At 70.4% G+C, this 21,545-nt stretch carries 18 protein-coding genes; 7 read left to right on the top strand and 11 right to left on the bottom strand.

The genetic code is table 11. From position 1 onward, the window contains the following. Positions 1 to 9: 9 nt before the first annotated feature. The 5 genes from mobB to Tchl_RS02370 form a co-directional block, all read right to left on the bottom strand. The gene (gene mobB / locus Tchl_RS02390; protein ID WP_075149535.1) at positions 10 to 501 is read right to left on the bottom strand and encodes a molybdopterin-guanine dinucleotide biosynthesis protein B; all 492 of its coding nucleotides are present in this window, start codon (positions 499 to 501) and stop codon (positions 10 to 12) included. Positions 502 to 530: 29 nt separating this feature from the next. Then, positions 531 to 2,609, bottom strand: a complete 2,079-nt coding sequence (locus Tchl_RS02385) for a sensor histidine kinase (RefSeq protein WP_075149534.1) — start codon at positions 2,607 to 2,609, stop codon at positions 531 to 533. A gap of 127 nt (positions 2,610 to 2,736) precedes the next feature. Continuing rightward, positions 2,737 to 4,164: a sigma-54-dependent transcriptional regulator gene (locus tag Tchl_RS02380; protein ID WP_075146980.1), complete on the bottom strand. Its 1,428-nt coding sequence runs from the start codon at positions 4,162 to 4,164 to the stop codon at positions 2,737 to 2,739. 84 nt (positions 4,165 to 4,248) lie between these two features. Continuing rightward, positions 4,249 to 4,659 carry a CopD family protein gene (locus Tchl_RS02375; protein WP_075146979.1) on the bottom strand — a complete coding sequence of 137 codons (411 nt, stop codon included), beginning with the start codon at positions 4,657 to 4,659 and terminating at the stop codon, positions 4,249 to 4,251. Continuing rightward, the gene (locus tag Tchl_RS02370) at positions 4,653 to 5,561 is read right to left on the bottom strand and encodes an NAD-dependent epimerase/dehydratase family protein (RefSeq protein ID WP_075146978.1); all 909 of its coding nucleotides are present in this window, start codon (positions 5,559 to 5,561) and stop codon (positions 4,653 to 4,655) included. The genes Tchl_RS02375 and Tchl_RS02370 overlap by 7 nt, the downstream gene beginning before the upstream one ends. A 21-nt stretch (positions 5,562 to 5,582) precedes the next feature. Between Tchl_RS02370 and Tchl_RS02365 the strand changes: the two genes are divergently transcribed. Next, positions 5,583 to 6,605 (top strand): CDP-6-deoxy-delta-3,4-glucoseen reductase, encoded by a 1,023-nt coding sequence (locus tag Tchl_RS02365; protein WP_075146977.1) that lies wholly within the window; start codon positions 5,583 to 5,585, stop codon positions 6,603 to 6,605. 19 nt (positions 6,606 to 6,624) lie between these two features. Next, the gene (locus tag Tchl_RS02360; RefSeq protein WP_075146976.1) at positions 6,625 to 7,761 is read left to right on the top strand and encodes an EAL and HDOD domain-containing protein; all 1,137 of its coding nucleotides are present in this window, start codon (positions 6,625 to 6,627) and stop codon (positions 7,759 to 7,761) included. A 107-nt stretch (positions 7,762 to 7,868) separates the two neighbouring features. On the opposite strand, the gene Tchl_RS02355 is transcribed toward Tchl_RS02360, so the two are convergent. The 3 genes from Tchl_RS02355 to Tchl_RS02345 all read right to left on the bottom strand — a co-directional run bounded on the left by Tchl_RS02355 (position 7,869) and on the right by Tchl_RS02345 (position 10,847). Beyond that, on the bottom strand, positions 7,869 to 8,177 hold the full coding sequence (locus Tchl_RS02355) for a c-type cytochrome (protein ID WP_075149533.1): 309 nt from the start codon (positions 8,175 to 8,177) through the stop codon (positions 7,869 to 7,871). Positions 8,178 to 8,454: 277 nt separating this feature from the next. Then, entirely contained in the window at positions 8,455 to 9,300 is an 846-nt protein-coding gene (queF, locus tag Tchl_RS02350) for an NADPH-dependent 7-cyano-7-deazaguanine reductase QueF (protein ID WP_075146975.1), read from the bottom strand. After that, positions 9,297 to 10,847, bottom strand: coding sequence for a cobyric acid synthase (locus Tchl_RS02345; protein ID WP_075146974.1), 1,551 nt, complete (start codon positions 10,845 to 10,847; stop codon positions 9,297 to 9,299). The genes queF and Tchl_RS02345 overlap by 4 nt, the downstream gene beginning before the upstream one ends. Positions 10,848 to 11,028: 181 nt before the next feature. On the opposite strand from Tchl_RS02345, the gene cbiB reads away from it, so the two are divergent. The 3 genes from cbiB to Tchl_RS02330 are packed head-to-tail and all read left to right on the top strand — an operon-like array spanning position 11,029 to position 13,994. Then, a complete protein-coding gene (gene cbiB, locus Tchl_RS02340; protein ID WP_075146973.1) occupies positions 11,029 to 11,988 on the top strand; it encodes an adenosylcobinamide-phosphate synthase CbiB in 960 nt (319 codons plus the stop codon). Next, positions 11,981 to 13,069 carry a threonine-phosphate decarboxylase CobD gene (gene cobD, locus Tchl_RS02335; RefSeq protein ID WP_075146972.1) on the top strand — a complete coding sequence of 363 codons (1,089 nt, stop codon included), beginning with the start codon at positions 11,981 to 11,983 and terminating at the stop codon, positions 13,067 to 13,069. Before cbiB ends, cobD begins: the two co-directional genes overlap by 8 nt. After that, a complete protein-coding gene (locus Tchl_RS02330) occupies positions 13,059 to 13,994 on the top strand; it encodes a cobalamin-binding protein (protein ID WP_083945116.1) in 936 nt (311 codons plus the stop codon). Before cobD ends, Tchl_RS02330 begins: the two co-directional genes overlap by 11 nt. On the opposite strand, the gene Tchl_RS02325 is transcribed toward Tchl_RS02330, so the two are convergent. Then, on the bottom strand, positions 13,963 to 15,084 hold the full coding sequence (locus tag Tchl_RS02325) for a M48 family metallopeptidase (protein WP_075146971.1): 1,122 nt from the start codon (positions 15,082 to 15,084) through the stop codon (positions 13,963 to 13,965). The genes Tchl_RS02330 and Tchl_RS02325 overlap by 32 nt on opposite strands. Before the next feature lie 298 nt (positions 15,085 to 15,382). Between Tchl_RS02325 and Tchl_RS02320 the strand changes: the two genes are divergently transcribed. Further along, the gene (locus Tchl_RS02320) at positions 15,383 to 16,960 is read left to right on the top strand and encodes a DEAD/DEAH box helicase (protein WP_075146970.1); all 1,578 of its coding nucleotides are present in this window, start codon (positions 15,383 to 15,385) and stop codon (positions 16,958 to 16,960) included. 99 nt (positions 16,961 to 17,059) lie between these two features. On the opposite strand, the gene Tchl_RS18245 is transcribed toward Tchl_RS02320, so the two are convergent. Further along, the gene (locus Tchl_RS18245) at positions 17,060 to 18,670 is read right to left on the bottom strand and encodes a methyl-accepting chemotaxis protein (RefSeq protein ID WP_083945115.1); all 1,611 of its coding nucleotides are present in this window, start codon (positions 18,668 to 18,670) and stop codon (positions 17,060 to 17,062) included. Positions 18,671 to 18,891: 221 nt separating this feature from the next. Continuing rightward, on the bottom strand, positions 18,892 to 19,746 hold the full coding sequence (asd, locus tag Tchl_RS02310; RefSeq protein ID WP_075146968.1) for an archaetidylserine decarboxylase: 855 nt from the start codon (positions 19,744 to 19,746) through the stop codon (positions 18,892 to 18,894). A gap of 343 nt (positions 19,747 to 20,089) precedes the next feature. On the opposite strand from asd, the gene ahcY reads away from it, so the two are divergent. After that, positions 20,090 to 21,520: an adenosylhomocysteinase gene (gene ahcY / locus Tchl_RS02305; protein ID WP_075146967.1), complete on the top strand. Its 1,431-nt coding sequence runs from the start codon at positions 20,090 to 20,092 to the stop codon at positions 21,518 to 21,520. Positions 21,521 to 21,545 lie beyond the last annotated feature (25 nt).

The following is a 21,545-nucleotide window of genomic DNA, read 5'->3' as shown; positions in this document are numbered from 1 at the left end:
GCACCGGGATCAGCGGCCGAGATAGGCGATGATGAAATCGGCGACCTGCGCCGGATCGTTGATGTCGAGCTGGGGCAGCGCGGTGGCGAGCGGCGCATCGGTGGCGACAGCGACGATGTGCGGGTCGCCGGGAAACAGCAGCGGCTCGCCGACCACGGCGCGGCGCACTTCGATCTTCGGGATCGGCGCGCGCTTGAAGCCTTCGACCAGCACCAGGTCGCAGTCGCCGAGCTTGCCGAGGAGCTCGTCGAGGCTGGCCTCGGGCGCGCCGCGCAGCTCGCGCGTCAGCGACCAGCGCTGATCCGAGCTGACCAGCACCTCGCGACAGCCGGCCTGACGGTGACGCCACGAGTCCTTGCCCTCGTGGTCGATGTCGAAGCGGTGATGGGCGTGCTTCACCAGCGACACCGCCAGCCCACGTGCGCTCAATACACCAACCACCTGCTCGACCAGCGTGGTCTTGCCGCTGCCGGACCAGCCGGCGAATCCAATCACGTTCATGTTGTCCAGTCTGTCCTTATGTTCCGGTTTCAGCCGCGCGCGCAAGGCGCAGCCACTTCGTTGCGGTACTGCGGTTCGGCGAGCAGGTGCACGGTAAACGCGCTGCCCGCACCGGGCGTGCTGGCGACGGTGATCCGCCCGCCGTAGCGCCCGATCAGGGTATGGCTGATCGACAGGCCCAGTCCGGTGCCCTGCCGCTTCCTGGTGGTGAAGAAGGGGTCGAAGATGCGGTCGAGGTCTTCGGCGCGGATGCCGATACCGCTGTCGCGCACGGTGATGCGCACCCCGGGCAGATCATCCGTCGGATCGACGTCGGCCGTCTCCAGGCGCAGGCTGCCACCGTCGGGCATCGCCTGGACGGCATTCACGATCAGGTTGATCAGCACCTGCTGCAACTCCTGGAGGTTGATCTGGACGCGCGTGCGCGCACTCAGCACCTGCTCCACCCGCACGTCGTGACGCGACAGGTGCGGACGGGTCAGCACCAGGCAGTCGGCAAGCGCGGCATTGACATCGACCGCCGCGACATAGCCGGCAAACTCGCCCGGGCGGGCGAACTGCAGCAGCTTGGTGACGATCAGGCGGATGCGATGCACCTGCTCGTGGATCAGGCGGATCTCGTTGGCGACCGGCTGCGCGGCGGCGCCGAGCTCCTCGCGCAGCAGATCGAGGTTGCCCTGGATCACCGCGGTCGGGTTGCTGATCTCGTGGGCGACGCCGGCGGTCAGCTCGCCGATCGCCGCCAGCTTCTCACTCATCACCAGCTGGCGCTGGGCGGTGCGCAAGGCCTCGTTGGCCGCGGCGAGATCCGCGGTGCGCTCGGCCACCCTGCGGTCGAGCGAGGCGTTGAGCGCCCGCAGCTCGGCGCGCTTGTCGGCCAGGGTGTCGAGCAGGCGATCGAAGCCGGCGGCGAGGCGGTCGAGTTCGTCGCCACTGCCGATGTGGCGCACCCGCGCCGCCTCCTCGCCGGCGCCGACGCGCTCGATGGTGGCATGCATGCGCTCGATCGGGCGGAAGATGCTGCGCGCCCAGCGCAGCGTCAGCACCGCGCCGGCGAGGCTGATCAGCAAGGAGACCGCCCCAGCGACGAGCAGCGCGGTACGCTTGGCGGCGCGAAACGGCGCCTCCAGGAAGCCGACGTAGAGCATGCCGACGCGCTCACCGCGGCTGTCGACCACCGGTTCGTAGGCGGATACGTACCAGTCGTTGACCACGAAGGCGGTCTCCAGCCAGGTTTCCCCCCGCTCCAGCACCTGTCCGCGCACCTCGGCCGAGACCCGGGTGCCGAGGGCACGCACGCCCTCGAACAGGCGCACGTTGGTGGCGATACGGACATCGTCGACGAACAGGGTCGCCGTGCCTTCGCTGCCTGTCGGCAGGGTGCCGGCGCGGTACACGATGGCGTTGATGGTGTCGATGAAGTCGAGATTGCCGTTGAGCAGCACTCCGCCCTCGAGCACCGCGATCTGCCGTCCGCCATCATCGTAGACCGGCGCCGCGGCATGGATCAGCAACCCGCGCTCCTCCTCGCGGCGCGGGTCCGGCCGCGCACGCGCGGTGGCCACCAGCGGCAGGCGCGCGCGTGCGCGCAGCGCCGGGTCGATCGCCGCCAAGGCCTCGGGCCCGGCGCGCTCGATCGCGCTCGCCGCCGCAGCGCGCACGGCCTGCGCCACCACTGGCCAGGTGCCGCGTTCGGCACCGGGTTCGAGCGCGGCCGAGGAGTGCAGCACCCGGCCCTCGGCATCGAGCAAGTTCAGGAAGTCGAGCGCCAGCCGTCCCTGACCGGCTGCGAGCAGCGCCGGCAGGCGGCCCTCGGCCAGCGCCAGTGCCAGCTCGTGCGAGGCCGCCAGCCCCTCCACGCCGCCGCCCACGCCGTCGATCACGCGCGCGAAATAGCCGTGCGCGGCAGACAGGTCGCTGTTGACCCGCGACGCCATCAGGCGATGGTAGTAGAGCTCCCCCGAGTACCACAGCAGCCCCATGATGATCGGGAAGCCGAGCAGCAGCGGCGCGAGCACCAGACACAGCAGCTTGGCGCGCACCGAGCGCCGCACCGCGTCACGCGCGCGCCCCCACGCGCGGCCCGGCGCGGCAGGGCGGAGCGGCAGCGCAGTCACCGCGCACGCCCCGCGCCGCGTGCACGAGGCCGCCCGCAGCCACGGCGGCGGCTCATCGAGCGCGAAGGAAATGCCGCATGCGCCAGTCGTGCCAATCGTCGCTCCCCGGGTGCGCGGCTCAGGCGCGCCGCGCGAGCGCGGGAGCACCGGCGCCCGCCGCCGCCCCCCACTCGGCGAACTTGCGCTCCAGCGTCTTGCGCGACACACCGAGACGGCGCGCGGCCTCGGTCTTGTTGCCGTGGCAGGCCGCGGTGACGCGCTCGATATGACGGCGCTCGAGCTCGGCCAGGCTCAGCTCGAGCTCCCCCGCAGGCAGCGGCTGCGGCGCGGTCGCGGCCCCCGACGGGGCATCCGGGAAACAGCCCAGGATCATCGAGCGCTCGACGTAGTTGCGCAGCTCGCGCACGTTGCCCGGCCACGGGTAGGCCGCCAGCCGGGTGACGACTTCATGCGACAGCGGCAGCGGCGCGACGCCGAGCTGAACCGCCAGCTGCGGCATGAAGTGGCGGATCAGCTCGGGGATGTCCTCGGCGCGCTCGCGCAGCGGCGGGATGCGGATATCGACGACGGCGAGGCGGTAGTAGAGGTCCTCGCGGAAGCGTCCGGCCCGGACCTCGGCGGCGAGGTCGCGGTTGGCCGCGGCGATGATCCGGACATCGACCGAAACCTCGCGCTCGGAACCGACCGGGCGCAGCTTGCGCTCTTCGAGCACGCGCAGCAGCCGGGTCTGCATCGGCAGCGCCAGTTCGCTGATCTCGTCGAGGAACAAGGTGCCGCCGTGGGCGTAGTAGAACAGCCCGTTGCGGCTCTCGCTGGCGCCGGTGAACGCCCCCTTGACATGGCCGAAAAGCTCGCTCTCGATCAGCTCGGAGGCGATCGCCGCACAGTTCAGCGGCACGAAGGGGCGCTGCGCGCGCGGGCTGGTCTGGTGCAGCGCGCGCGCCGCCACCTCCTTGCCCGAGCCCGATTCGCCCTGCAGCAGGACCGTGCTGGGCATCTGCCCGACGCGGCGGATCAGGCCGCGCAGCTGCTCGATCGCTACCGAGTGCCCAACCAGGCCGATGGGGTCGACCGCCAGCCCGGCCAGCTCGCGGCGCAAGACGAAATTCTCCCGGCTCAGGCGGGCGCGCTCGAAGCAGCGCTTGATCGAATTCAGGATCTGGTCGACGCGAAACGGTTTCAGGATGAAGTCCGAGGCACCGCCGCGCAGGGCATCGATCGCGGTTTCCATGTCGGCGAACGCGGTCACCAGGATCACCTCGCCACCGTAACCGTGCTCGCGCAGCTCGTGCAGCCACTCGATGCCGGATTTGCCGGGCAGCGCGATGTCGAGGATCAGCAGATCGAAGTGCAGCCGCGCCATCAGCGCCGCGGCATGCTCGGCGTCGGCGACCGCCTGCACCATGGCGCAGCGGCGCGCCAGGGTGCGCTCGAGGAAGTTGCGCATGCCCTCCTCGTCATCGACCACCAGCACCGAATAGGCCTGCCAGTTGTAATCCGCCAGATCGACCGGCTTGTCGGCCGTCCCTGCTGTCTCGTGCAGCATCCGCCCTCCTCTGTCTGCCGTTGTTCCTCCTGCCGGCGGGGCCTCCCCCGCCCGCACCGCCTCCTCGTCCCGCAGCCGCCGGCGCTAGAACGGCTTCAATACCACCAGGAACACGACCACGAACAGTACCAGCACCGGAATCTCGTTGAACACCCGGTACCAGACGTGGCTCCTGATGTTGCGCCCGGCGGCGAAGTCGCGCAGCAGCCGGCCGCAGTACAGGTGGTAGCCGATGAGGCCGACGACCAGCGCGGTCTTCAGGTGCAGCCAGCCGCCGGTGAAATCGTAGCCGAACCACAGCCACAGGCCGAGGGCGACGGCGAGGATGCCGAGCGGGGTCATGAAGCGGTACAGCTTGTGCTCCATCAGTGCCAGGCGCGCGCGGGTGGTTGCATCGTCGGCCATGGCGTGGTTGACGAACAGCCGCGGCAGGTAGAACAGGCCGGCGAACCAGCTCACGACGAAGATGATGTGCAGTGCCTTCAGGGTCAGCATGTGGGATTGTGCTCCGCAACGGGATCGGAAAAGGGTGCCGGCCGCGCGGCGAGGCCGGCGGCGACCGTCGGGTAGCGCAGGCGCAGGCGCAGCTCCCGCTTCAGCCGGCGGTTGTCGAGGCGGCGCGACTCGCTCATGAAGGACAGCGCCAGCGCCGACAGGTGCTCGGCGATCACCGCCCGCCCCAGCCGCGGCGGATGCGGCAGGCCGCAGGCATCGGCGACGGCATCGAAATACTCGCCCATCTTCAGCCCGGAATCGTCGCTGGCGTTGTACACCCGCCCGGAGCGCGCGCGAAACAGCGCCAGGCAGGCGATGCGGGCGAGATCGTCGGCGTGGATGTGGTTGGTATGGACGTCGTCCGCGGCCGCGAGCACCGGGTCGCCACGGCGCAGGCGCTCGAGCGGCAGGCGCTCGGCGGCGTAGATGCCGGGGGCGCGCAGGACCGCCACCCGCACCCGGCAACGCCGGCCGAAGGCGCGCAGGCGGGACTCGGCATCGACCCGCCGCCGCGCACGCGCGGTACGCGCCCGGCAGGGCCGGGTTTCATCCACCCGGGCGCCCGCGCAGTCGCCGTAAACCCCTGTCGTGCTTATGTATACCACCCCCTGTGGTAGACTCCGCCCCGCCGCCAGCGCCGCCACCAGGCGCTTCGTGCGGGGATCGCCCTCCCCGCTCGGGGGCGGCGGCGCGAAGTGCAGCACGGCCTCGGCCAGCCCCGCCAGCCGCCCCAGGCTGCGACGGTCGTCGAGATCGGCCCGCAGCGGCACCGCACCGGCCGCACGCACCGCCGCCCCGCTTTCGCCGCGGCGCACGAGTGTGAACACGCGAAAACGTCGCACCAGCCAGGGCAGGGCACGCAACGCGACGTCACCACTGCCGACGATCAGGATCCTTTTCATTTTTCAATTATCTCACGCACCATGAAACATCGGATTTCACTTCAGCCGGGCGACCACCACTTCGATGCTGCCGACGGCCAGACCGTGCTCGAAGCCGCGCTCGCCGCCGGGCTGCGGCTGCCGCACAGCTGCCGCGACGGCGTCTGCGGCGCGTGCAAGGGCAAGGTGCTGGCGGGCGAAGTGGACCACGGCCACCCTGCCGCAGGCGCGCTCAGCGCCGCCGAGCGCGCCGCCGGCCTGGCGCTGTTCTGCTGTGCCCGGCCGCGCTCCGACCTCGTCGTGGAAGCGCGCGCGATCGACCGCCCGGGCGCCATCCCGGTCAAGCGCCTGCCCTGCCGCGTGCACCGCATGCAGCGCCTGGCCGACGACGTGATGCTGATCGAGCTCAAGCTTCCGGGCAGCGAAATCTTCGATTTCCGCGCCGGCCAGTACATCGACATCATGCTCGCCGACGGTCAGCGGCGCAGCTTCTCGATCGCCAACGCCCCGCACGACGCCGGCCACCTCGAACTGCACGTGCGCCGCATCGACGGCGGCCGGTTCACCGCTCACGTCTTCGAGACGATGAAGGAAAAGGACATCCTGCGCCTCGAAGGCCCGCTCGGCGATTTCTGGCTGCGCGAGGATTCCGCGCGCCCGATCGTGCTGCTCGCCGGCGGCACCGGCTTCGCCCCGATCAAGAGCATCGTCGACCATGCGATCCACATCGGCATCCGCCGCCCGATCAGCCTGTACTGGGGCGCCCGCACCCGCAGCGGGCTCTACCTGGACGCCCTCGCCCGCAGCTGGCACACCGCCCTGCCCGGCCTGCGCTATGTCCCGGTGCTCTCCGACGCCCCCGCCAGCGACGGCTGGGACGGCCGCCGCGGCCTCGTGCACCAGGCCGTGCTCGACGATTTCACCGACCTCGGCGGCCACGAGGTCTATGCTTGCGGGGCGGCGGCGATGATCGAGGCGGCGCGCTCCAGCTTTTGCACCACCCGCAACCTGGACGAAGACGCCTTCTTCGCCGACGCCTTCACTTTCGCCCCGCAGACACACTGAACCGGAGCCGGAGCGCCCGATGTCCCACACCACCCTGCTGACCCGCGAACCGGTCGTCAACAAGAATCACGCGATCACCGCGAACCGCCTCATCGCCCACGGTCCCAGCGTTGCATCGGTGGTTGACGCCCTGGCCGCGCAGACCGAAGTCTGGCCCCGCCATCACCCCGTTTTCCTCAGCCTCGGCGAGCTCGTTCCCACTTCCGAGCTGATGGCCTGGTCGATGCCTGAAAACGTCACCATCGAAATTCCCGCGCAAACCCTGTCCAACCCGCACACCCGGGCGCTGATGAGCCGGCTGCGCGACGACGGCATCGCGATGTGCCTGAGCTGGTTCACCCCGGACACCTCCCTGCCCGCCCATTTCGACTGGCGCTTCGTGCTGATGGACGCGCGCAGCCAGCCGCTGCCCGCCGGCTCGCCGGGCTTGACCCTGGCCTGGGGGCTGGCCGACGTCAATGCGTTCCGCCAGGCGGTGGACGCGGGCTTCGACGGCGCCTCGGGCTGGTTCTTCCAGCACGCCAACCCGCCGGCCCGGACCCTCAAGCCGGGGCACGCGCAGATCGTCCGCCTGCTCAACCTGGTGCGCAGGAACGGCGACATCCGCGACATCGAGGCGGTGCTCAAGCAGGACCTGGCCCTGTCGTACAAGCTGCTGCGCTACATCAACTCCGCAGGTTTCGGCCTGATGTACGAAATCCAGTCGTTCCGCCACGCCGTCAACATCCTCGGCTACGACGCCCTCAACAAATGGCTGTCCCTGCTGCTGGTGACCGACAGCCGCGATCCGCGCGCCCCGGCGCTGATGCAGACGGCGATCACGCGCGGGCGCTTCATGGAAGAGGCGGCCGCCGCCTACGTCGACGCCAGCGAGCGCGACAACCTGTTCATCACCGGCGCGTTCTCGCTCCTCCACGTCCTCCTCGGTACCTCCATGCAGGCCCTGCTCGACAAGCTGCACCTGCCCGCCAGCGTCAGCGATGCACTGCTTCACGATTGCGGTGAGTTCGCCCCCTACCTGCGCCTTGCCAAAGCCTGCGAAAGCCTCGACGGCAGCGCGCTGGCCGCACTCGTCGGCGAACTTGGCCTCAGCCTCGAAAGCATCAACCGCGCCCAGCTCATCGGCGTGGACTTCGCCGACAGCCTGCAGGCATAAGCCGCAGCGCCCACCGCGGGCGGACGCGCGGCATGGATGAAAAAGGCCGGCTTGCGCCGGCCTTTTTCATCCCCCGGGGAGTGCTTGCGGCCTCCCGGGTGCGCAGCTTACTTCTGCGACAGGATCCACGCCACGAGCGCCTTCGCATCGGCGTCGTTCACCTGCGGGTTGGGCGGCATCGGGATCTGGCCCCAGGCGCCGACGCCGCCCTTCTGCACCTTGGTCGCCAGCATGGCGGCCGCATCGGCCTGGCCGGCGTACTTGGCGGCGACATCCTTGTAGGCCGGGCCGACCAGCTTCTTGTCAACCGCGTGGCAGGCCATACAGTTCTTGGCTTTCGCCAGGTCGGCCGAGGCGAATGCCGGAGCGGTGGTCAGGAGGCCGGCGGCAACGGCTGCAGCAACGAAAAGCTTCATCTTCATTTCCTCATGGTGTTGGTGTTGATTGCGATCATCGACATGACGACCTGGTGCGATCGTCGTCATCAGGAGCAAGGCACGGCTGCCATCGCTTCACCTGGACGACAAGACCGATGAAAACGCTACCGCCGGGAGTGCGACAGCCGGCAGTCTTGTCGATAACCGATCTTAAACCAGCCTCGGAAGCTTGCCTATGCGGCGTGCCATGGCGAAATCCCCTGTTGCGCTTTACAATCCTGCCCCCCTTCCGGCGCAACCCCGCCACGCCGCCGCCTCATTGCCGCACCTCCATCGCCTCGTCCGGCCTCAGCCCGGCGTGGCTGGCGCGGAACGGATTGATGTCCACCCCGCCGCGCCGGGTGTAGCGCGCCCACACCGCCAGCTCGCGCGGCCGGCAGCGCGCCAGCAGGTCACAGAACATGCGCTCCACGCACTGCTCGTGGAACTCGTTGTGGGCGCGGAAAGACACGATGTAGCGCAGCAGGCCCTCGCGATCGATCGCGGCCCCGGTGTAGCGCACCACCACCATGCCCCAGTCGGGCTGGCCGGTGACCAGGCAGTTCGACTTCAGCAGGTGCGAATACAGCGTCTCGCTCCGCTCGGCGCCAGCGGCACGCAGGAAACCGGGCTCGGGCTGGTAAGTATCGATGTCGATTTCCAGCCCATCGAGGCAGACACCCTGCGGGTAGCCGGACGCGCGCTGCGGGCGCAGCGCCAGCGGCGTCACGGCAACGCCGACCTCGGCGCCGGCGGCCGCGGACAGGTCGCGCACGATCCGCGTGCGCACATCCTCGGTCGCGGCGAAGCGCTGCTGGTTGAACGAATTCAGGTAGAGCTTCAGCGACTTCGATTCCACCAGCCGCGGCGAAGCCGCCGGCACGCGGAATTCGCCCAGCGCCACCACCGGCTTGCCGCGCGCATCGAGCCAGGACAGTTCGTAAGCGTTCCACAGGTCTTCGCCGACGAACGGCAGCGCCGCGGGACGCAGACCGAGCTCATCGCGCTTCAACTGACGCTCGATCGGAAACAGCAGCTCGGGCGCATAGGTGTCGCGGTAGGCGACCGCTTGCCCGAGGAGCGAGGTTTCGGCGCCGTGGCGGGGGCTACGGGGCCGGCTCATGCGGGCACGCCCGGACGCGGCGGAAGCCGCAGCGGAGCGAACAGCGCGGCCAGATCGAGATGCGCTTCGAGCGCGTCGGCGAGGCGCTCGAGATCGGCCTCGCGGCGCGCCGCCAAATCGACCAGGGTGAGGCCACCGTCCCCGCCATCGGCGCGCAGCCCGGCCCAGGCAAGCAGCGCCGCGAGCGCACCGGGCGCATCGAACAGGCCGTGAACGTAGCTGCCCAGGATCTGCCCGTCCGCCGCCAGCGCGCCGTCGGCACGCTCTTCGCCGCCGGCGCTGCGCAGCCAGGCGGCAGGCCGCGCCAGCGCCGGGCCGCGCGACACGCCCAGGTGGATTTCGTAGCCCCGGAGTTCGGCCCCGCCCTCGCCGCCACCGGCCGCAGCGCTCAAGGCCACGGACAGGCGGCCGTGCACATTCTCCAGCCGCTTGTCGCGTTCGAGCACGGTTTCCATGTCGAGCAGGCCGAGGCCGGCGACCGTGGCGGGCGGACCTTCCAGGCCGAGCGGATCGGCGAGGCTGCGGCCGAGCATCTGGAAGCCGCCACAGATGCCGATCAGCTTGCCGCCGTAGCGCAGGTGGCGGGCGATCGCCACCTCCCAGCCCTGCGCACGCAGCCAGGCGAGATCGGCATGCACCGCCTTGGAGCCGGGCAGCACGATCAGGTCGGCGGGCGGAATCGCCTGGCCGGGACCGACCCAGCGGAAATCGACCTGCGGATGCAGGCGCAGGGCGTCGAAATCAGTGTGGTTGGAGATCCGCGGCCAGGCCGGCGCGATCACGCGCAACGCACCTTCCCCTGCGTGCACGTCGGCAGCACCGTCGGCGAGCGCGTCCTCGGCATCGAGGAACAGCCCGTGCAGGTAAGGCAGCACGCCGAACACCTTGCGCCCGGTACGCGCCTCCAGCCAGTCCAGCCCCGGCTGCAGCAGACCGAGGTCGCCGCGGAAGCGGTTGATGACGAAGCCCTTGACCCGCGCCTGTTCGGACGGCGAGAGTAGTTCGAGGGTGCCGACGAGGTGGGCGAAGACGCCGCCGCGGTCGATGTCGGCGACCAGCACCACCGGCACGTCGGCGGCCTCGGCGAAGCCCATGTTGGCGATGTCGCGATCGCGCAGGTTGATCTCCGCCGGACTGCCGGCGCCCTCGACGAGCACCGCCTGGTAGGCCGAGCACAGGCGGTCCCAGCTCTGCATCACCGCCGCCATCGCCGTCGGCTTGTAGGCATGGTAGTCGCGTGCCGACAGGCTCGCGACGACGCGGCCGTGGACGATGACCTGAGCGCCGATGTCGGTCGCCGGCTTGAGCAGCACCGGGTTGAAGTCGCTGTGCGGGGCGACGCCGGCGGCGAGCGCCTGCAGCGCCTGGGCACGGCCGATCTCGCCGCCGTCGGCGGTGACCGCGGAATTGAGCGCCATGTTCTGCGGCTTGAACGGCGCCACCCGCAGGCCGCGCCGATAGAGCACGCGGGCCAGCCCGGCGACCAGGGTGCTCTTGCCGGCGTCCGAGGTGGTGCCCTGCACCATCAGCGTGATCGGGGAAGACATCGCGTAGAATCGACCTGCGTTGACGAAGGGTCCGATTATCGCCGATTCGCAACCGGGCGGAACCTCCACCGCGCCGGCGCCGGAAGGCCCCGGCACGGCTCTGCGCCGACGCACCCGAGCAACCGACCGCGTCGCGCCTGTCCCGGACAGGCGCCTGTTCCCGTCCTCCACTTCCGCTCCGATGCTGCTTTCCACCACTGCAATCGCGCTCAAGCTGGGCGCCGGACTGCTCGCCGACCGGCTGTTCGGCGAGCTGCGCCGGTTTCATCCACTGGTCGGCTTCGGGCGCTGGGCGGCGCGCATCGAAGCAGGGTGCCGGCGGGTTCTCGGCACCAGCCGCCGCGCCGGCCTCGTGGCCTGGGCACTGGCGGTGCTGCCGTGGGTGGCGCTGGCGCTGTGGCTGCGCGGGCTGCACCCGCTGGCGCACTGGCCGGTGGATGTGGCACTGCTCTATTTCGCCCTCGGCGGACGCAGCCTGGCCGAGCATGCACGGGCCATCGCCACCCCCCTGGCGGCCGGCGAGCTGAGCCTGGCGCGCGAGCGGGTGGGATGGATCGTCAGCCGCGAAACCGCTGCGCTCGACGCCGAAGGGGTGGCGCGGGCGGCCACCGAATCGGTGCTCGAAAATGGCAATGATGCGGTGTTCGGCGCCCTGTTCTGGTTCATCGTGGCCGGCGGCGCGGGCGCGCTGACGTTCCGCCTGGCGAACACCCTCGACGCGATGTGGGGCTACCGCAGCCCGCGCTACCTGCACTTCGGCTGGGCGGCGGCACGCCTCGACGATCTGTTCAATGCCCTCCCGGCACGCCTGACCGCGCTCACCTATGCGCTGCTCGGCCACACCCGGCGCGCACTGGCCTGCTGGCGGCGGCAGGCGCGCACCTGGGACAGCCCGAACGCGGGCCCGGTGATGGCCGCCGGTGCCGGCGCGCTGGGCGTGCGCCTGGGCGGCGCGGCGGTCTATCACGGCCGGATCGAGGACCGCCCGGTGCTCGGCGAGGGCCGCCCGGCCGATACGGCGAGCATCGCCGAGGCGGTCGCGCTGGTGCGCCGGGGCGCACTGTGGTGGCTGGGGCTGGCGGCCCTCGCGGTGCTGATCGAGGCCGGGCTGTCGACGCTGGCCGGAGCGCCCCATGCTTGAGCACGGCGGCCGGCTGCGGCGCGCCGCCCGCGAACACGGCATCCCGCTCGCCGCCTGGCTCGACCTGTCGACCGGGGTCAATCCGCACGCCTATCCGGCACCGCCGGTCCCGGCCGCAGCATGGCAGCGCCTGCCGGAAGACGACGACGGGCTGGAAACCGCCGCTGCGGGCTATTACGGCAGTGCCGCGCTGCTCCCGGTGGCCGGCTCGCAACCGGCGATCCAGGCCCTGCCCGCGGCCCTGGTGCCGGCCTGGACCGCGGGCAGGGCCGCGCACGGCGCCGCGACACCGCCGCGGGTCGCCCTGCTGGCACCGAGCTACGCCGAGCATGCCCACGCCTGGCGCGGCAGCGCGCCCGCCCTGGTCAGCGCCGAAAACCTCGCCGCAGCCGTCGACCATAGCGACATCGTCGTCCTGGTCCAGCCGAACAACCCGACCGGGGCGCTGTTCGAGCGCGCGCGCCTGCTCGACTGGCATGCGCGGCTCGCCCGCCGGGGCGGCTGGCTGGTGGTGGACGAGGCCTTCATCGACACCGTCCCGGAGGCCAGCCTGGCTCCGCTCGCCGGAGCGGACGGACTGGTGGTGCTGCGCTCGCTGGGCAAGTTCTTCGGTCTCGCCGGCGCGCGCGTGGGCTTCGTCCTGGCCCCGGCACCGCTGCGCCGGGTGCTGGCGGACATGCTCGGCCCCTGGACCCTGAACGGCCCGGCCCGGCTCGTCGCCCGCCATGCGCTGGCCGATCACGCCTGGCAGGCCCGCACCCGCGCCCGGCTGCAGGCCGAAGGCGAACGCCTGCAGGACCTGCTCACCGCCACCGGTTTCGCCCCCACCCACGGCCCGGCCCTGTTCAAGTGGGTGCCGACCCCGCACGCCGCCGCGCTCCATACGCACCTGGCACGCCACGGCATCCTGAGCCGCCTGTTCGACGCCCCCCCGGCCGTGCGCTTCGGCCTGCCGCCCGACGAGCACGGCTGGCAGCGCCTGGAAGCCGCGCTGCAGACCTGCGGCGAAGCGCTCCACCGTTCCGGGAGCACGCCCGCCGGCAGCCCCCCATCGCCCCGGATCCCAACACATGGTTGCTGAGACCTTTCCCCGCCTGCAGCACCGCGCCGCCCTTGCCCTGCTCTGCGGCCTCGGCCTCCCCGCTGCCGCGCAGGTCGACATCACCGACGACAGCGGCCACCGGCTGGTGCTGAAAGGGCCGGCGCAGCGCATCGTCAGCCTCGCCCCCCACGTCACCGAGATCCTGTTCGCCGCCGGAGCCGGCGACAAGGTGGTGGGGGTGGTCGCCTACAGCGATTACCCGGAAGCGGCGAGAAAGCTGCCGCAGGTCGGCGGCTACACCCAGATCGACCTCGAAGCGATCGCCGCCTTGCGCCCCGACCTGGTGATCGGCTGGCCGAGCGGCAACCGCAGCGCGCCGCTCGAGCACCTCCGGGCGCTGGGCATTCCGGTCTACCTGAACGAGCCGCGCAGCCTCGATGCGGTCGCCCACAGCCTCGAGCAGTTCGGCCGCCTGGCGGGCAGCGAAGCGCCGGCGCAAGCCGCCGCCACCGCGTTCCGCGAACGCCGCGCCGCGCTCGCCGCCCGCTACCGCGAGCGCCCGGCGGTGCGCACCTTCTACCAGATCTGGGACCGGCCGCTGATGACCGTCAACGACGAGCACCTGATCGCCGACGTGATCCGCCTGTGCGGCGGGCGCAACGTCTTCGGTCAGCTGTCGCAGCTGGCGCCCACGATCGGCGTCGAAGCGGTGCTGGCGGCCGACCCCGAAGCCATCGTTGCCAGCGGCATGGGCGAGGGGCGCCCGGAATGGCTCGACCAGTGGAAACGCTGGCCGCAGCTCGAAGCGACGCGCCGCGACAACCTGTTCTTCATCCCGCCCGAGCGCATCCAGCGCCACACGCCGCGCATCCTCGACGGCGCACAGCTGCTTTGCGAGCAGCTCGAGCAGGCGCGCGCGCGGCGCGGCGCGATCAGTCCGGCAGCACCATCGGGTGGCGCCTGACGCGGGCGAACTCCCACCAGGCACGATCGAAGACCCAGGCCAGGGTCGGCAGCAGCTCGGGGAAGAAGTGACGCGCCGCGGACGGCGCCGCCGTCGGTCGCCACGCCGCCGAAACCCGCAACGCGCACAGCCGGCGGCGCAAGGGCGGATGAAATGCCTGTCCGGCCTCGTCTGCCGCCGTCCACGCCGCAGCGGCCATCGCCGAAGCGGAAAAACCCGCATCCATACCGGCGCCCATTTCACGAAACGGCCGGACCGGCGAGGCGGCATCGGCCTCATGCCAAGCCAGCACCCGCGGCCAGTAATCGTGCTCGAGGAACTCCGCCCGCCGGCTCAGCTCGGCCAGTGCATCGCCCACCGCCTGCGCCCCCACCAGGCGTGCGGCGAGCGCATCGGCCTCGAATTCCTCGAGGCGCGACAGGCGCAGCATGTCGGCGCAGAAGCCCGCAGAAAGGCGGTCGATCCCTCCCCCGAGCAGCGGCAGGCATGCCGACGCCTCGTCGAGCACCCGCAGCCACCACGCACGCAGATGGGCGCCCTGCGCGCACCAGCCGCAGCGCTGTGCGGCGAGATGGCCGAATTCATGAGCGAGCACGGCCGCAAGCTGCGCAGGCGACAGGCTATGCACCAGCGGCAGCCCAACGAGCAGCTCGGTCCGCAAGCACCCCACCACCCCCAGGCTCGGCCGCTGCACCACGGTGGCATTGATCTCGGCGGTGATCCGGACGCGGTGCACCGCCGGCACCCCGAAGCGCTCGGTCAGTTCGTCGAGCAGGCCGAAAAATTCCGTCGCCGCCGGGCGGGGCAGGCAGATCCCCTCGACCTGCGGCGGCGGGCTGAGGAGCACGCGGACAAGCGTGCCCGCCCCAAGCAGCCCGCCCAGCCCGGCCAGCGCCGCGAGCAGGGTATCGAACGGCTGACCCAGTCCGACCGCCGTCCACATCCGGGCAAAGGCCTGGCTGCTGCCATGGATGAGCAGCGCGGACAGGGTCGCGACCAGCGCCAGCCCGCCCGCCGCCGCCCACGCGAGCCGGCGTGCGAGCCGGGCGCGCAGGGATGTGACGCTCTTCCGAACCTGAAAGTGATTCATCGCGCTCAAAAGGACAGAGGTCGATCCGGGCACCGCCCGGCAACACTCCCACTATCGCCCATTTTATGCATTATGGAAATACCCCGAAGCGGCCGGGTCCGCCCTTGCGCACCCGCCGCGACCGAAATGGCTCGCTTATCCGCGCCGAAGCCCTTATAGTGCCGGCTCGCCGCGAATGCACCAATCGATCGCGGCGCCCCTGCAACGATCCCTGCGGCCCGAAACCGGCCCGGATCCCTCCCGCCAGTCCGGATTGGTGTCGCGTCACCCACGCGACGGGCTGCCGCTGGAAACATCGATGAATTCCGAAGTGACTTTCGCCAGCCTCGGGCTGGCCGCCCCCTTGCTGCGCGCCATCGGCGACGCCGGCTATTCCACGCCCACGCCGATCCAGGCCCAGGCGATTCCCCAGGTGCTTGCCGGCGGCGACCTGCTCGCCGCCGCCCAGACCGGCACCGGCAAGACCGCCGGCTTCACCCTGCCGCTGCTGCACATGCTGGCTGCGACCCATGCCCACCCCCATCCGCCCGGACGCCCGCGCTGCCTGATCCTGACCCCGACCCGCGAACTCGCCGCCCAGGTCGAGGAATCGGTCAAGACCTACGGCAAGCATCTGCCGCTCAGCTCGCTGGTGATGTTCGGCGGGGTCAACATCAACCCGCAGATCGCGGCGTTGAAAAAGCGCGTCGACATCCTCGTCGCCACCCCGGGGCGGCTGCTCGACCACGTCGGCCAGAAGACGCTCGACCTCTCGGGGGTCGAAATCCTCGTCCTCGACGAAGCCGACCGCATGCTCGACATGGGCTTCATCCGCGACATCCGCAAGATTCTCGCGCTGCTGCCGAAGAAGCGCCAGAACCTGCTGTTCTCGGCGACCTTCTCCGACGAGATCCGCCACCTCGCCAGCGGCCTGCTGCACAACCCCGGCACGGTGGAAGTGGCGCCGCGCAACACCACCGCCGAACGCGTCGATCAGGCAGTCTACCAAATCGGTCAGAAGCACAAGCGCGAGCTGCTCGCTCACCTGATCAAGGAAAAGCAGTGGTTCCAGGCGCTGGTATTCACTCGTACCAAGCACGGCGCCAACAAGCTTGCCGAATACCTCAGCAAGCACGACATCCCCGCCGCCGCGATCCACGGCAACAAGAGCCAGGCCGCGCGCACCCGCGCGCTGGCGCAATTCAAGGACGGCTCGCTGCCGGTGCTGGTCGCCACCGACATCGCCGCGCGCGGGCTGGACATCGACCAGCTGCCGCAGGTGGTGAACTTCGAGCTGCCGAACGTGCCCGAAGACTACGTGCACCGCATCGGCCGCACCGGCCGTGCCGGTGCCGCGGGCAACGCGATTTCGCTCGTCGACGGCGAGGAGATCAAGCTGCTGACCGCGATCGAGCGTCTGATCAAGCGCCGCATCGAGCGCGCCACCGCCGAAGATTTCGTGCCCAGCGCCGGCGCCGAGGCGGCCCACGATGCCGATCACCAGCGCGACCCGCTGCCGCGCCGCGGCGGCAACCGTCCGGAGCGCGCTCGCAGCCAGGCGCCGGCACGCCAGGCCGCTGCCGGCAGCGCCGCGCGCAGTGGCGAACGTCCGGCCGGCGCACGCGCCGGTGCGCCAGGCAAGCCCGGTGGCCGCCCGCAGGCGCCGCGCGGCGAAGCGAATGGCAACCGCGCCCCGCGTCAGGCCGACGGCCGGGAAATCGACGGCAATCGCCCGCCCCCCGCACGCACCGAGGTGAACGGCAATCGCGCCGAACACGGCAACCGCCGCCCGGACGTCGACGGCAACCGCCTCTCCACGCCGCGCCGCGGCGAAGCCGGCGGCAACCGCCCGCAACAGCGCGCCGCGCTGTTTTCCGCCAAGCCGGGAAAGAATTAAGCGAGGCCGCCGGTCCGGGCGCCGCGCCGCTCCGGACGAGGCGAGGCCGCCGGACCGGCGCGGCCTCTGCCGGAGCGCCCGCGCCGGAACCGCCCTGCCTCAGGCGCGCTGCAGCTGCAGCGGAGCGTCCAGCCGTTCCAGCGCGGGCCGCGGGGAAGCATGCCCGTGGCCGTCGAGCCTGAAGACATCGACCACGGCTTCGAGCTGGGCGGCCTGCTCCTCCAGCGACTGAGCGGCGGCGGCGGCCTGTTCCACCTGCGCCGCATTCTGCTGGGTCACGCCGCTGATTTCGGCGATCGAGGCGGTCACGCGCTCGATCCCCTGGGTCTGTTCGGCACTCGCCACGGCGATGCCGCCGACGATGTCGGTCACCTGCTGGATCGACTGCACGACTTCGCCCATCGTCGTGCCGGCCTGGTGCGCCAGCGCCCCGCCTGCGGCCACCCGCTTCACCGAATCGTCGATCAAGGTCTTGATTTCGCGCGCGGCGCCCGCCGAACGCTGCGCCAGACTGCGTACCTCCGAGGCCACCACGGCAAAGCCGCGCCCCTGTTCGCCCGCACGCGCCGCCTCGACCGCGGCATTGAGCGCCAGGATGTTGGTCTGGAAGGCGATGTTGTCGATCACCTGGATGATGTCGGCCACTTTCTGCGACGAAGCCTCGATCGCGTCCATGGTCTGCACCACCTGCGCCACCACGGCCCCGCCGCGCTGCGCCACATCCGAGGCGGAAACGGCCAGCTCGCTGGCCTGGCGCGCGCCGCCGGCGTTGTGGTTGACCGCAGTGGTCAGCGCCTGCATCGACGTGGCGATCTGGCGGATGGTGTCGGCCTGGCGCTCGGTGCGCTCGGACAGGTCGGCACTGCCGTTGGCGATGTCGCGCGACGCGGCGAAGATCGCATCAGTGCCGCCGCGCACCTCGCCGACGATGCGGCGCAGGCTCGCGCTCATCTCCTTGAGCGCCTGCTGCAGACCGCCGATCTCGTTGTTGGAGGTCACCGCGATATCCTGCGACAGGTCGCCGGCGGCGATGCCACGCGCCACCTGCACGCCGGAGCGCAGCGGCACCGTGACCACCTTGCAGATGAACGGATAGATCAGCAGCAGCACCGGGATGCTGGTGACGACGGCCATCAGGATCGACTTCCAGCGCTGGGCGGCGAGGTCGGCATTCACCTTGTCGAGCGAGACCTTCATGCTCACCGCGCCGAGGACGCTGTTTTCGGCGACCTGGTGACAGCTCAGGCAGTTCTTGCCAAGGTAATCCTGCTGCGCCAGCGCCGGACGGACCACGCGCAGGTATTCGCCCTTGCCGTCGGACTCGACCACGCTCAGGGCGCGGCCGTTGTCCAGCACCCACTGCTCGCTGCGATCGGGCTTCGCATCGTGGGCGGTGCCTTCGCCGAAGGTCTCGATCACCGTCGCCCCCCGCACCACGCGCACGTCGCGGATCGAGCCGAGCTGGTTCATCTGGTCGAGCAGGACGTCGCGCTGGCCGATGGTGCCGGTGACCATCATGCCGGTCAGGCCGGCCATCGTGGCCTCGTGCATGCTGCGGGAAAACTCCTCGGCCTGGTTCAACGCAGCCTGGCGGTAAACGTGGCTCTGCCAGACGATCACCGCGGTCCATACGACGAACAGTGCGATGCCGATGGTCAGCAGCAGCTGCACCCAAATCTTGATTCTGGAGGAATTTGTCGTGGGTTTCATGGAGCGGAGCCGGAAGAAAAGCGTGGCGGGAGTTCCGCGGGCACCAGAACAGCTCGGCGCCCCGGGGGCGAGTACGGCGGCAGCGGCGACGCAAACGCGCAAAAATGTAAGCGCATTGTAACGACCCTTTTCCGGCACCGGCCAATCGAATCGCATGTTCGCGGCAACCGCGCCCGCTCCCCCGCCCTCGCCCCCTGCGCTTCCAGCGCAAGCGCGCGAGCCTACCCCGTGCGGCGCAGCTGCGCCATCGCCCCACCGATGCGCACCGCGCGCGCCGGCGCCCATTCGGAATTGAAGCGCAGCACCCCCTTCGGAAACAGCATCACCACCGTCGACCCGAGCAGGAAGCGCCCCATTTCCTCGCCCCGCGCCAGCACCACCTCGCCATCGGCATAGCTGCGCTTCTCGATGTCCGGGCGCCGCGGCGGGTTCACCACGCCGTGCCACGCCGTGGCCATGCTGCCGACGATGGTCGCGCCTACCAGCACCATGGCGAAGGGGCCGAACCCGCCCTCGAACACGCACACCACGCGCTCGTTGCGCGCGAACAGCCCGGGCACGCCGCGCGCGGTCGCCGGATTGACCGAGAACAGCGCGCCCGGCACGTAGATCATCTGCAGCAGCTCGCCCGCGCACGGCATGTGGATGCGGTGGTAGTCCTTCGGGCTGAGATACAGGGTGGCGAACTCGCCGTCCTCGAAGCGCGCCGCCAGCCGGCGATCGCCGCCGACAAGGGCGGCGACGGAATAGGCATGGCCCTTGGCCTGGAAGATCTGGTCGCGCTCGATCGGGCCGAACTGGCTGATCGCGCCATCGACCGGGCACAGGAAATCGGCATCGGCGAACGGGCGCACGCCCGGGCGCAGCGAACGGGTGAAGAAGTCATTGAAGCTGGCGTAGCCGGCGGGATCGGGATTGGCCGCCTCGTCCATGGCGACCCCATAGCGGCGCACGAACCAGCGGATGAAGGCGGTGGTCACTCGCCCACCGTGCAGGCCTGCAAGCCTGCCAGCCCCCCGGGTCAGCAGCTTCTTGGGCAGGACATGCTGCAAGGCTACGAATAAGCGTTCGTACACGGCAAGACCCACCTTCGTCGAAAAGCCGCCATTATATCGCCCGCCCCGGGCCGCCCCCCACCGGGACAGGGCGGGAAGCGGGCGCGGAAGCGCTGCCAACAGCGGGCGCGGATTCGCTATAATCCGCGCTTTCCGAGGAGCGCTGCGAGGCGCCGGCCACCACCGCAGGCCCGGCCCCCAGGCTCGGACCCCGCCGCCCCGGCGGGTAGCGGCACAACGGCGCTCACCCTGCTGATCATTCTCAACCCCCGCCGGGTTCGGGATGCCGGGTGAGCACGAAGCGGCGCACGCACTGCGCCCGCGCTGCACCCCGTCCCCGCCCGGCCATGGCAAGGAGCTTCACATGAACGCTGTGGCTGACACACCCGCAACCGCTTCCGGATTCACCGACTTCGTCATCGCCGACCTCGCGCTCGCCGCGTGGGGGCGCAAGGAAATCCGCATCGCCGAAACCGAGATGCCCGGCCTGATCGCGATCCGCGACGAATTCGCCGCGGCGCAGCCGCTGAAGGGCGCGCGCATCACCGGCTCGCTGCACATGACGATCCAGACCGCGGTGCTGATCGAGACCCTCACCGCGCTCGGCGCCGAGGTGCGCTGGGCGTCGTGCAACATCTTCTCGACCCAGGACCACGCCGCTGCCGCGATCGCCGCCGAGGGCATCCCGGTGTTCGCGGTGAAGGGCGAGTCGCTCACCGACTACTGGGACTACACCCACCGCATCTTCGAGTGGTCGGATGGCGGCTACAGCAACATGATCCTCGACGACGGCGGCGACGCCACCCTGCTGCTGCACCTCGGCGCGCGCGCGGAGCAGGACATTTCGGTGCTGGCCACGCCCGGCTCCGAAGAGGAAACCATCCTCTTCGCCGCGATCAAGGCCAAGCTGGCGCAGGACCCGAGCTGGTACTCGACCCGCCTGGCGCAGATCAAGGGCGTCACCGAAGAGACCACCACCGGCGTGCACCGCCTGTACCAGATGCACGCGAGGGGCGAGCTCAAGTTCCCCGCGATCAACGTCAACGATTCGGTCACCAAGAGCAAGTTCGACAACCTCTACGGCTGCCGCGAATCGCTCGTCGACGGCATCAAGCGCGCCACCGACGTGATGATCGCCGGCAAGGTCGCGGTGGTCGCCGGCTACGGCGACGTCGGCAAGGGCTCGGCGCAGGCGCTGCGCGCGCTCTCCGCCCAGGTGTGGGTCACCGAGATCGACCCGATCTGCGCGCTGCAGGCGGCGATGGAAGGCTACCGCGTCGTCACCATGGACTACGCCGCCGAACATGCCGACATCTTCGTCACCTGCACCGGCAACTACCACGTCATCACCCACGCGCACATGGCACGAATGAAGGACCAGGCGATCGTGTGCAACATCGGCCACTTCGACAACGAGATCGACGTCGCCTCGATCGAAGGCTACGCGTGGGAAGAGATCAAGCCCCAGGTCGATCACGTGATCTTCCCCGACGGCCACCGCATCATCCTGCTCGCCAAGGGCCGGCTGGTGAACCTCGGCTGCGCCACCGGCCACCCGAGCTACGTCATGAGTTCGTCCTTCGCCAACCAGACGATCGCCCAGATCGAGCTGTTCACCCGCACGGCCGACTACCCGGTCGGCGTCTACACCCTGCCCAAGCACCTCGACGAGAAAGTCGCCCGGCTGCAGCTGAAAAAGCTCAACGCCCAGCTCAGCGAACTCACCGATGCCCAGGCAGCGTACATCGGCGTTCCCAAGGAAGGCCCGTACAAGACCGAGCACTATCGCTACTGACCCCCCGGCGCGCCCCGCGGCGGGC

The organism is Thauera chlorobenzoica (assembly GCF_001922305.1).
Taxonomy (GTDB): Bacteria; Pseudomonadota; Gammaproteobacteria; order Burkholderiales; family Rhodocyclaceae; genus Thauera; species Thauera chlorobenzoica.
This window is presented reverse-complemented; position numbering and strand designations above follow the sequence as displayed.

Bases quoted from the DNA above. Each gene is read 5' to 3' on its own strand.
- mobB (WP_075149535.1), bottom strand. From the start codon at position 501: ATGAACGTGATTGGATTCGCCGGCTGGTCCGGCAGCGGCAAGACCACG.
- Tchl_RS02380 (WP_075146980.1), bottom strand. From the start codon at position 4,164: ATGCTGCACGAGACAGCAGGGACGGCCGACAAGCCGGTCGATCTGGCG.
- Tchl_RS02375 (WP_075146979.1), bottom strand. From the start codon at position 4,659: ATGCTGACCCTGAAGGCACTGCACATCATCTTCGTCGTGAGCTGGTTC.
- Tchl_RS02370 (WP_075146978.1), bottom strand. From the start codon at position 5,561: ATGAAAAGGATCCTGATCGTCGGCAGTGGTGACGTCGCGTTGCGTGCC.
- Tchl_RS02365 (WP_075146977.1), top strand. From the start codon at position 5,583: ATGAAACATCGGATTTCACTTCAGCCGGGCGACCACCACTTCGATGCT.
- Tchl_RS02360 (WP_075146976.1), top strand. From the start codon at position 6,625: ATGTCCCACACCACCCTGCTGACCCGCGAACCGGTCGTCAACAAGAAT.
- Tchl_RS02355 (WP_075149533.1), bottom strand. From the start codon at position 8,177: ATGAAGCTTTTCGTTGCTGCAGCCGTTGCCGCCGGCCTCCTGACCACC.
- queF (WP_075146975.1), bottom strand. From the start codon at position 9,300: ATGAGCCGGCCCCGTAGCCCCCGCCACGGCGCCGAAACCTCGCTCCTC.
- Tchl_RS02345 (WP_075146974.1), bottom strand. From the start codon at position 10,847: ATGTCTTCCCCGATCACGCTGATGGTGCAGGGCACCACCTCGGACGCC.
- cbiB (WP_075146973.1), top strand. From the start codon at position 11,029: ATGCTGCTTTCCACCACTGCAATCGCGCTCAAGCTGGGCGCCGGACTG.
- cobD (WP_075146972.1), top strand. From the start codon at position 11,981: ATGCTTGAGCACGGCGGCCGGCTGCGGCGCGCCGCCCGCGAACACGGC.
- Tchl_RS02330 (WP_083945116.1), top strand. From the start codon at position 13,059: ATGGTTGCTGAGACCTTTCCCCGCCTGCAGCACCGCGCCGCCCTTGCC.
- Tchl_RS02325 (WP_075146971.1), bottom strand. From the start codon at position 15,084: ATGAATCACTTTCAGGTTCGGAAGAGCGTCACATCCCTGCGCGCCCGG.
- Tchl_RS02320 (WP_075146970.1), top strand. From the start codon at position 15,383: ATGAATTCCGAAGTGACTTTCGCCAGCCTCGGGCTGGCCGCCCCCTTG.
- Tchl_RS18245 (WP_083945115.1), bottom strand. From the start codon at position 18,670: ATGAAACCCACGACAAATTCCTCCAGAATCAAGATTTGGGTGCAGCTG.
- ahcY (WP_075146967.1), top strand. From the start codon at position 20,090: ATGAACGCTGTGGCTGACACACCCGCAACCGCTTCCGGATTCACCGAC.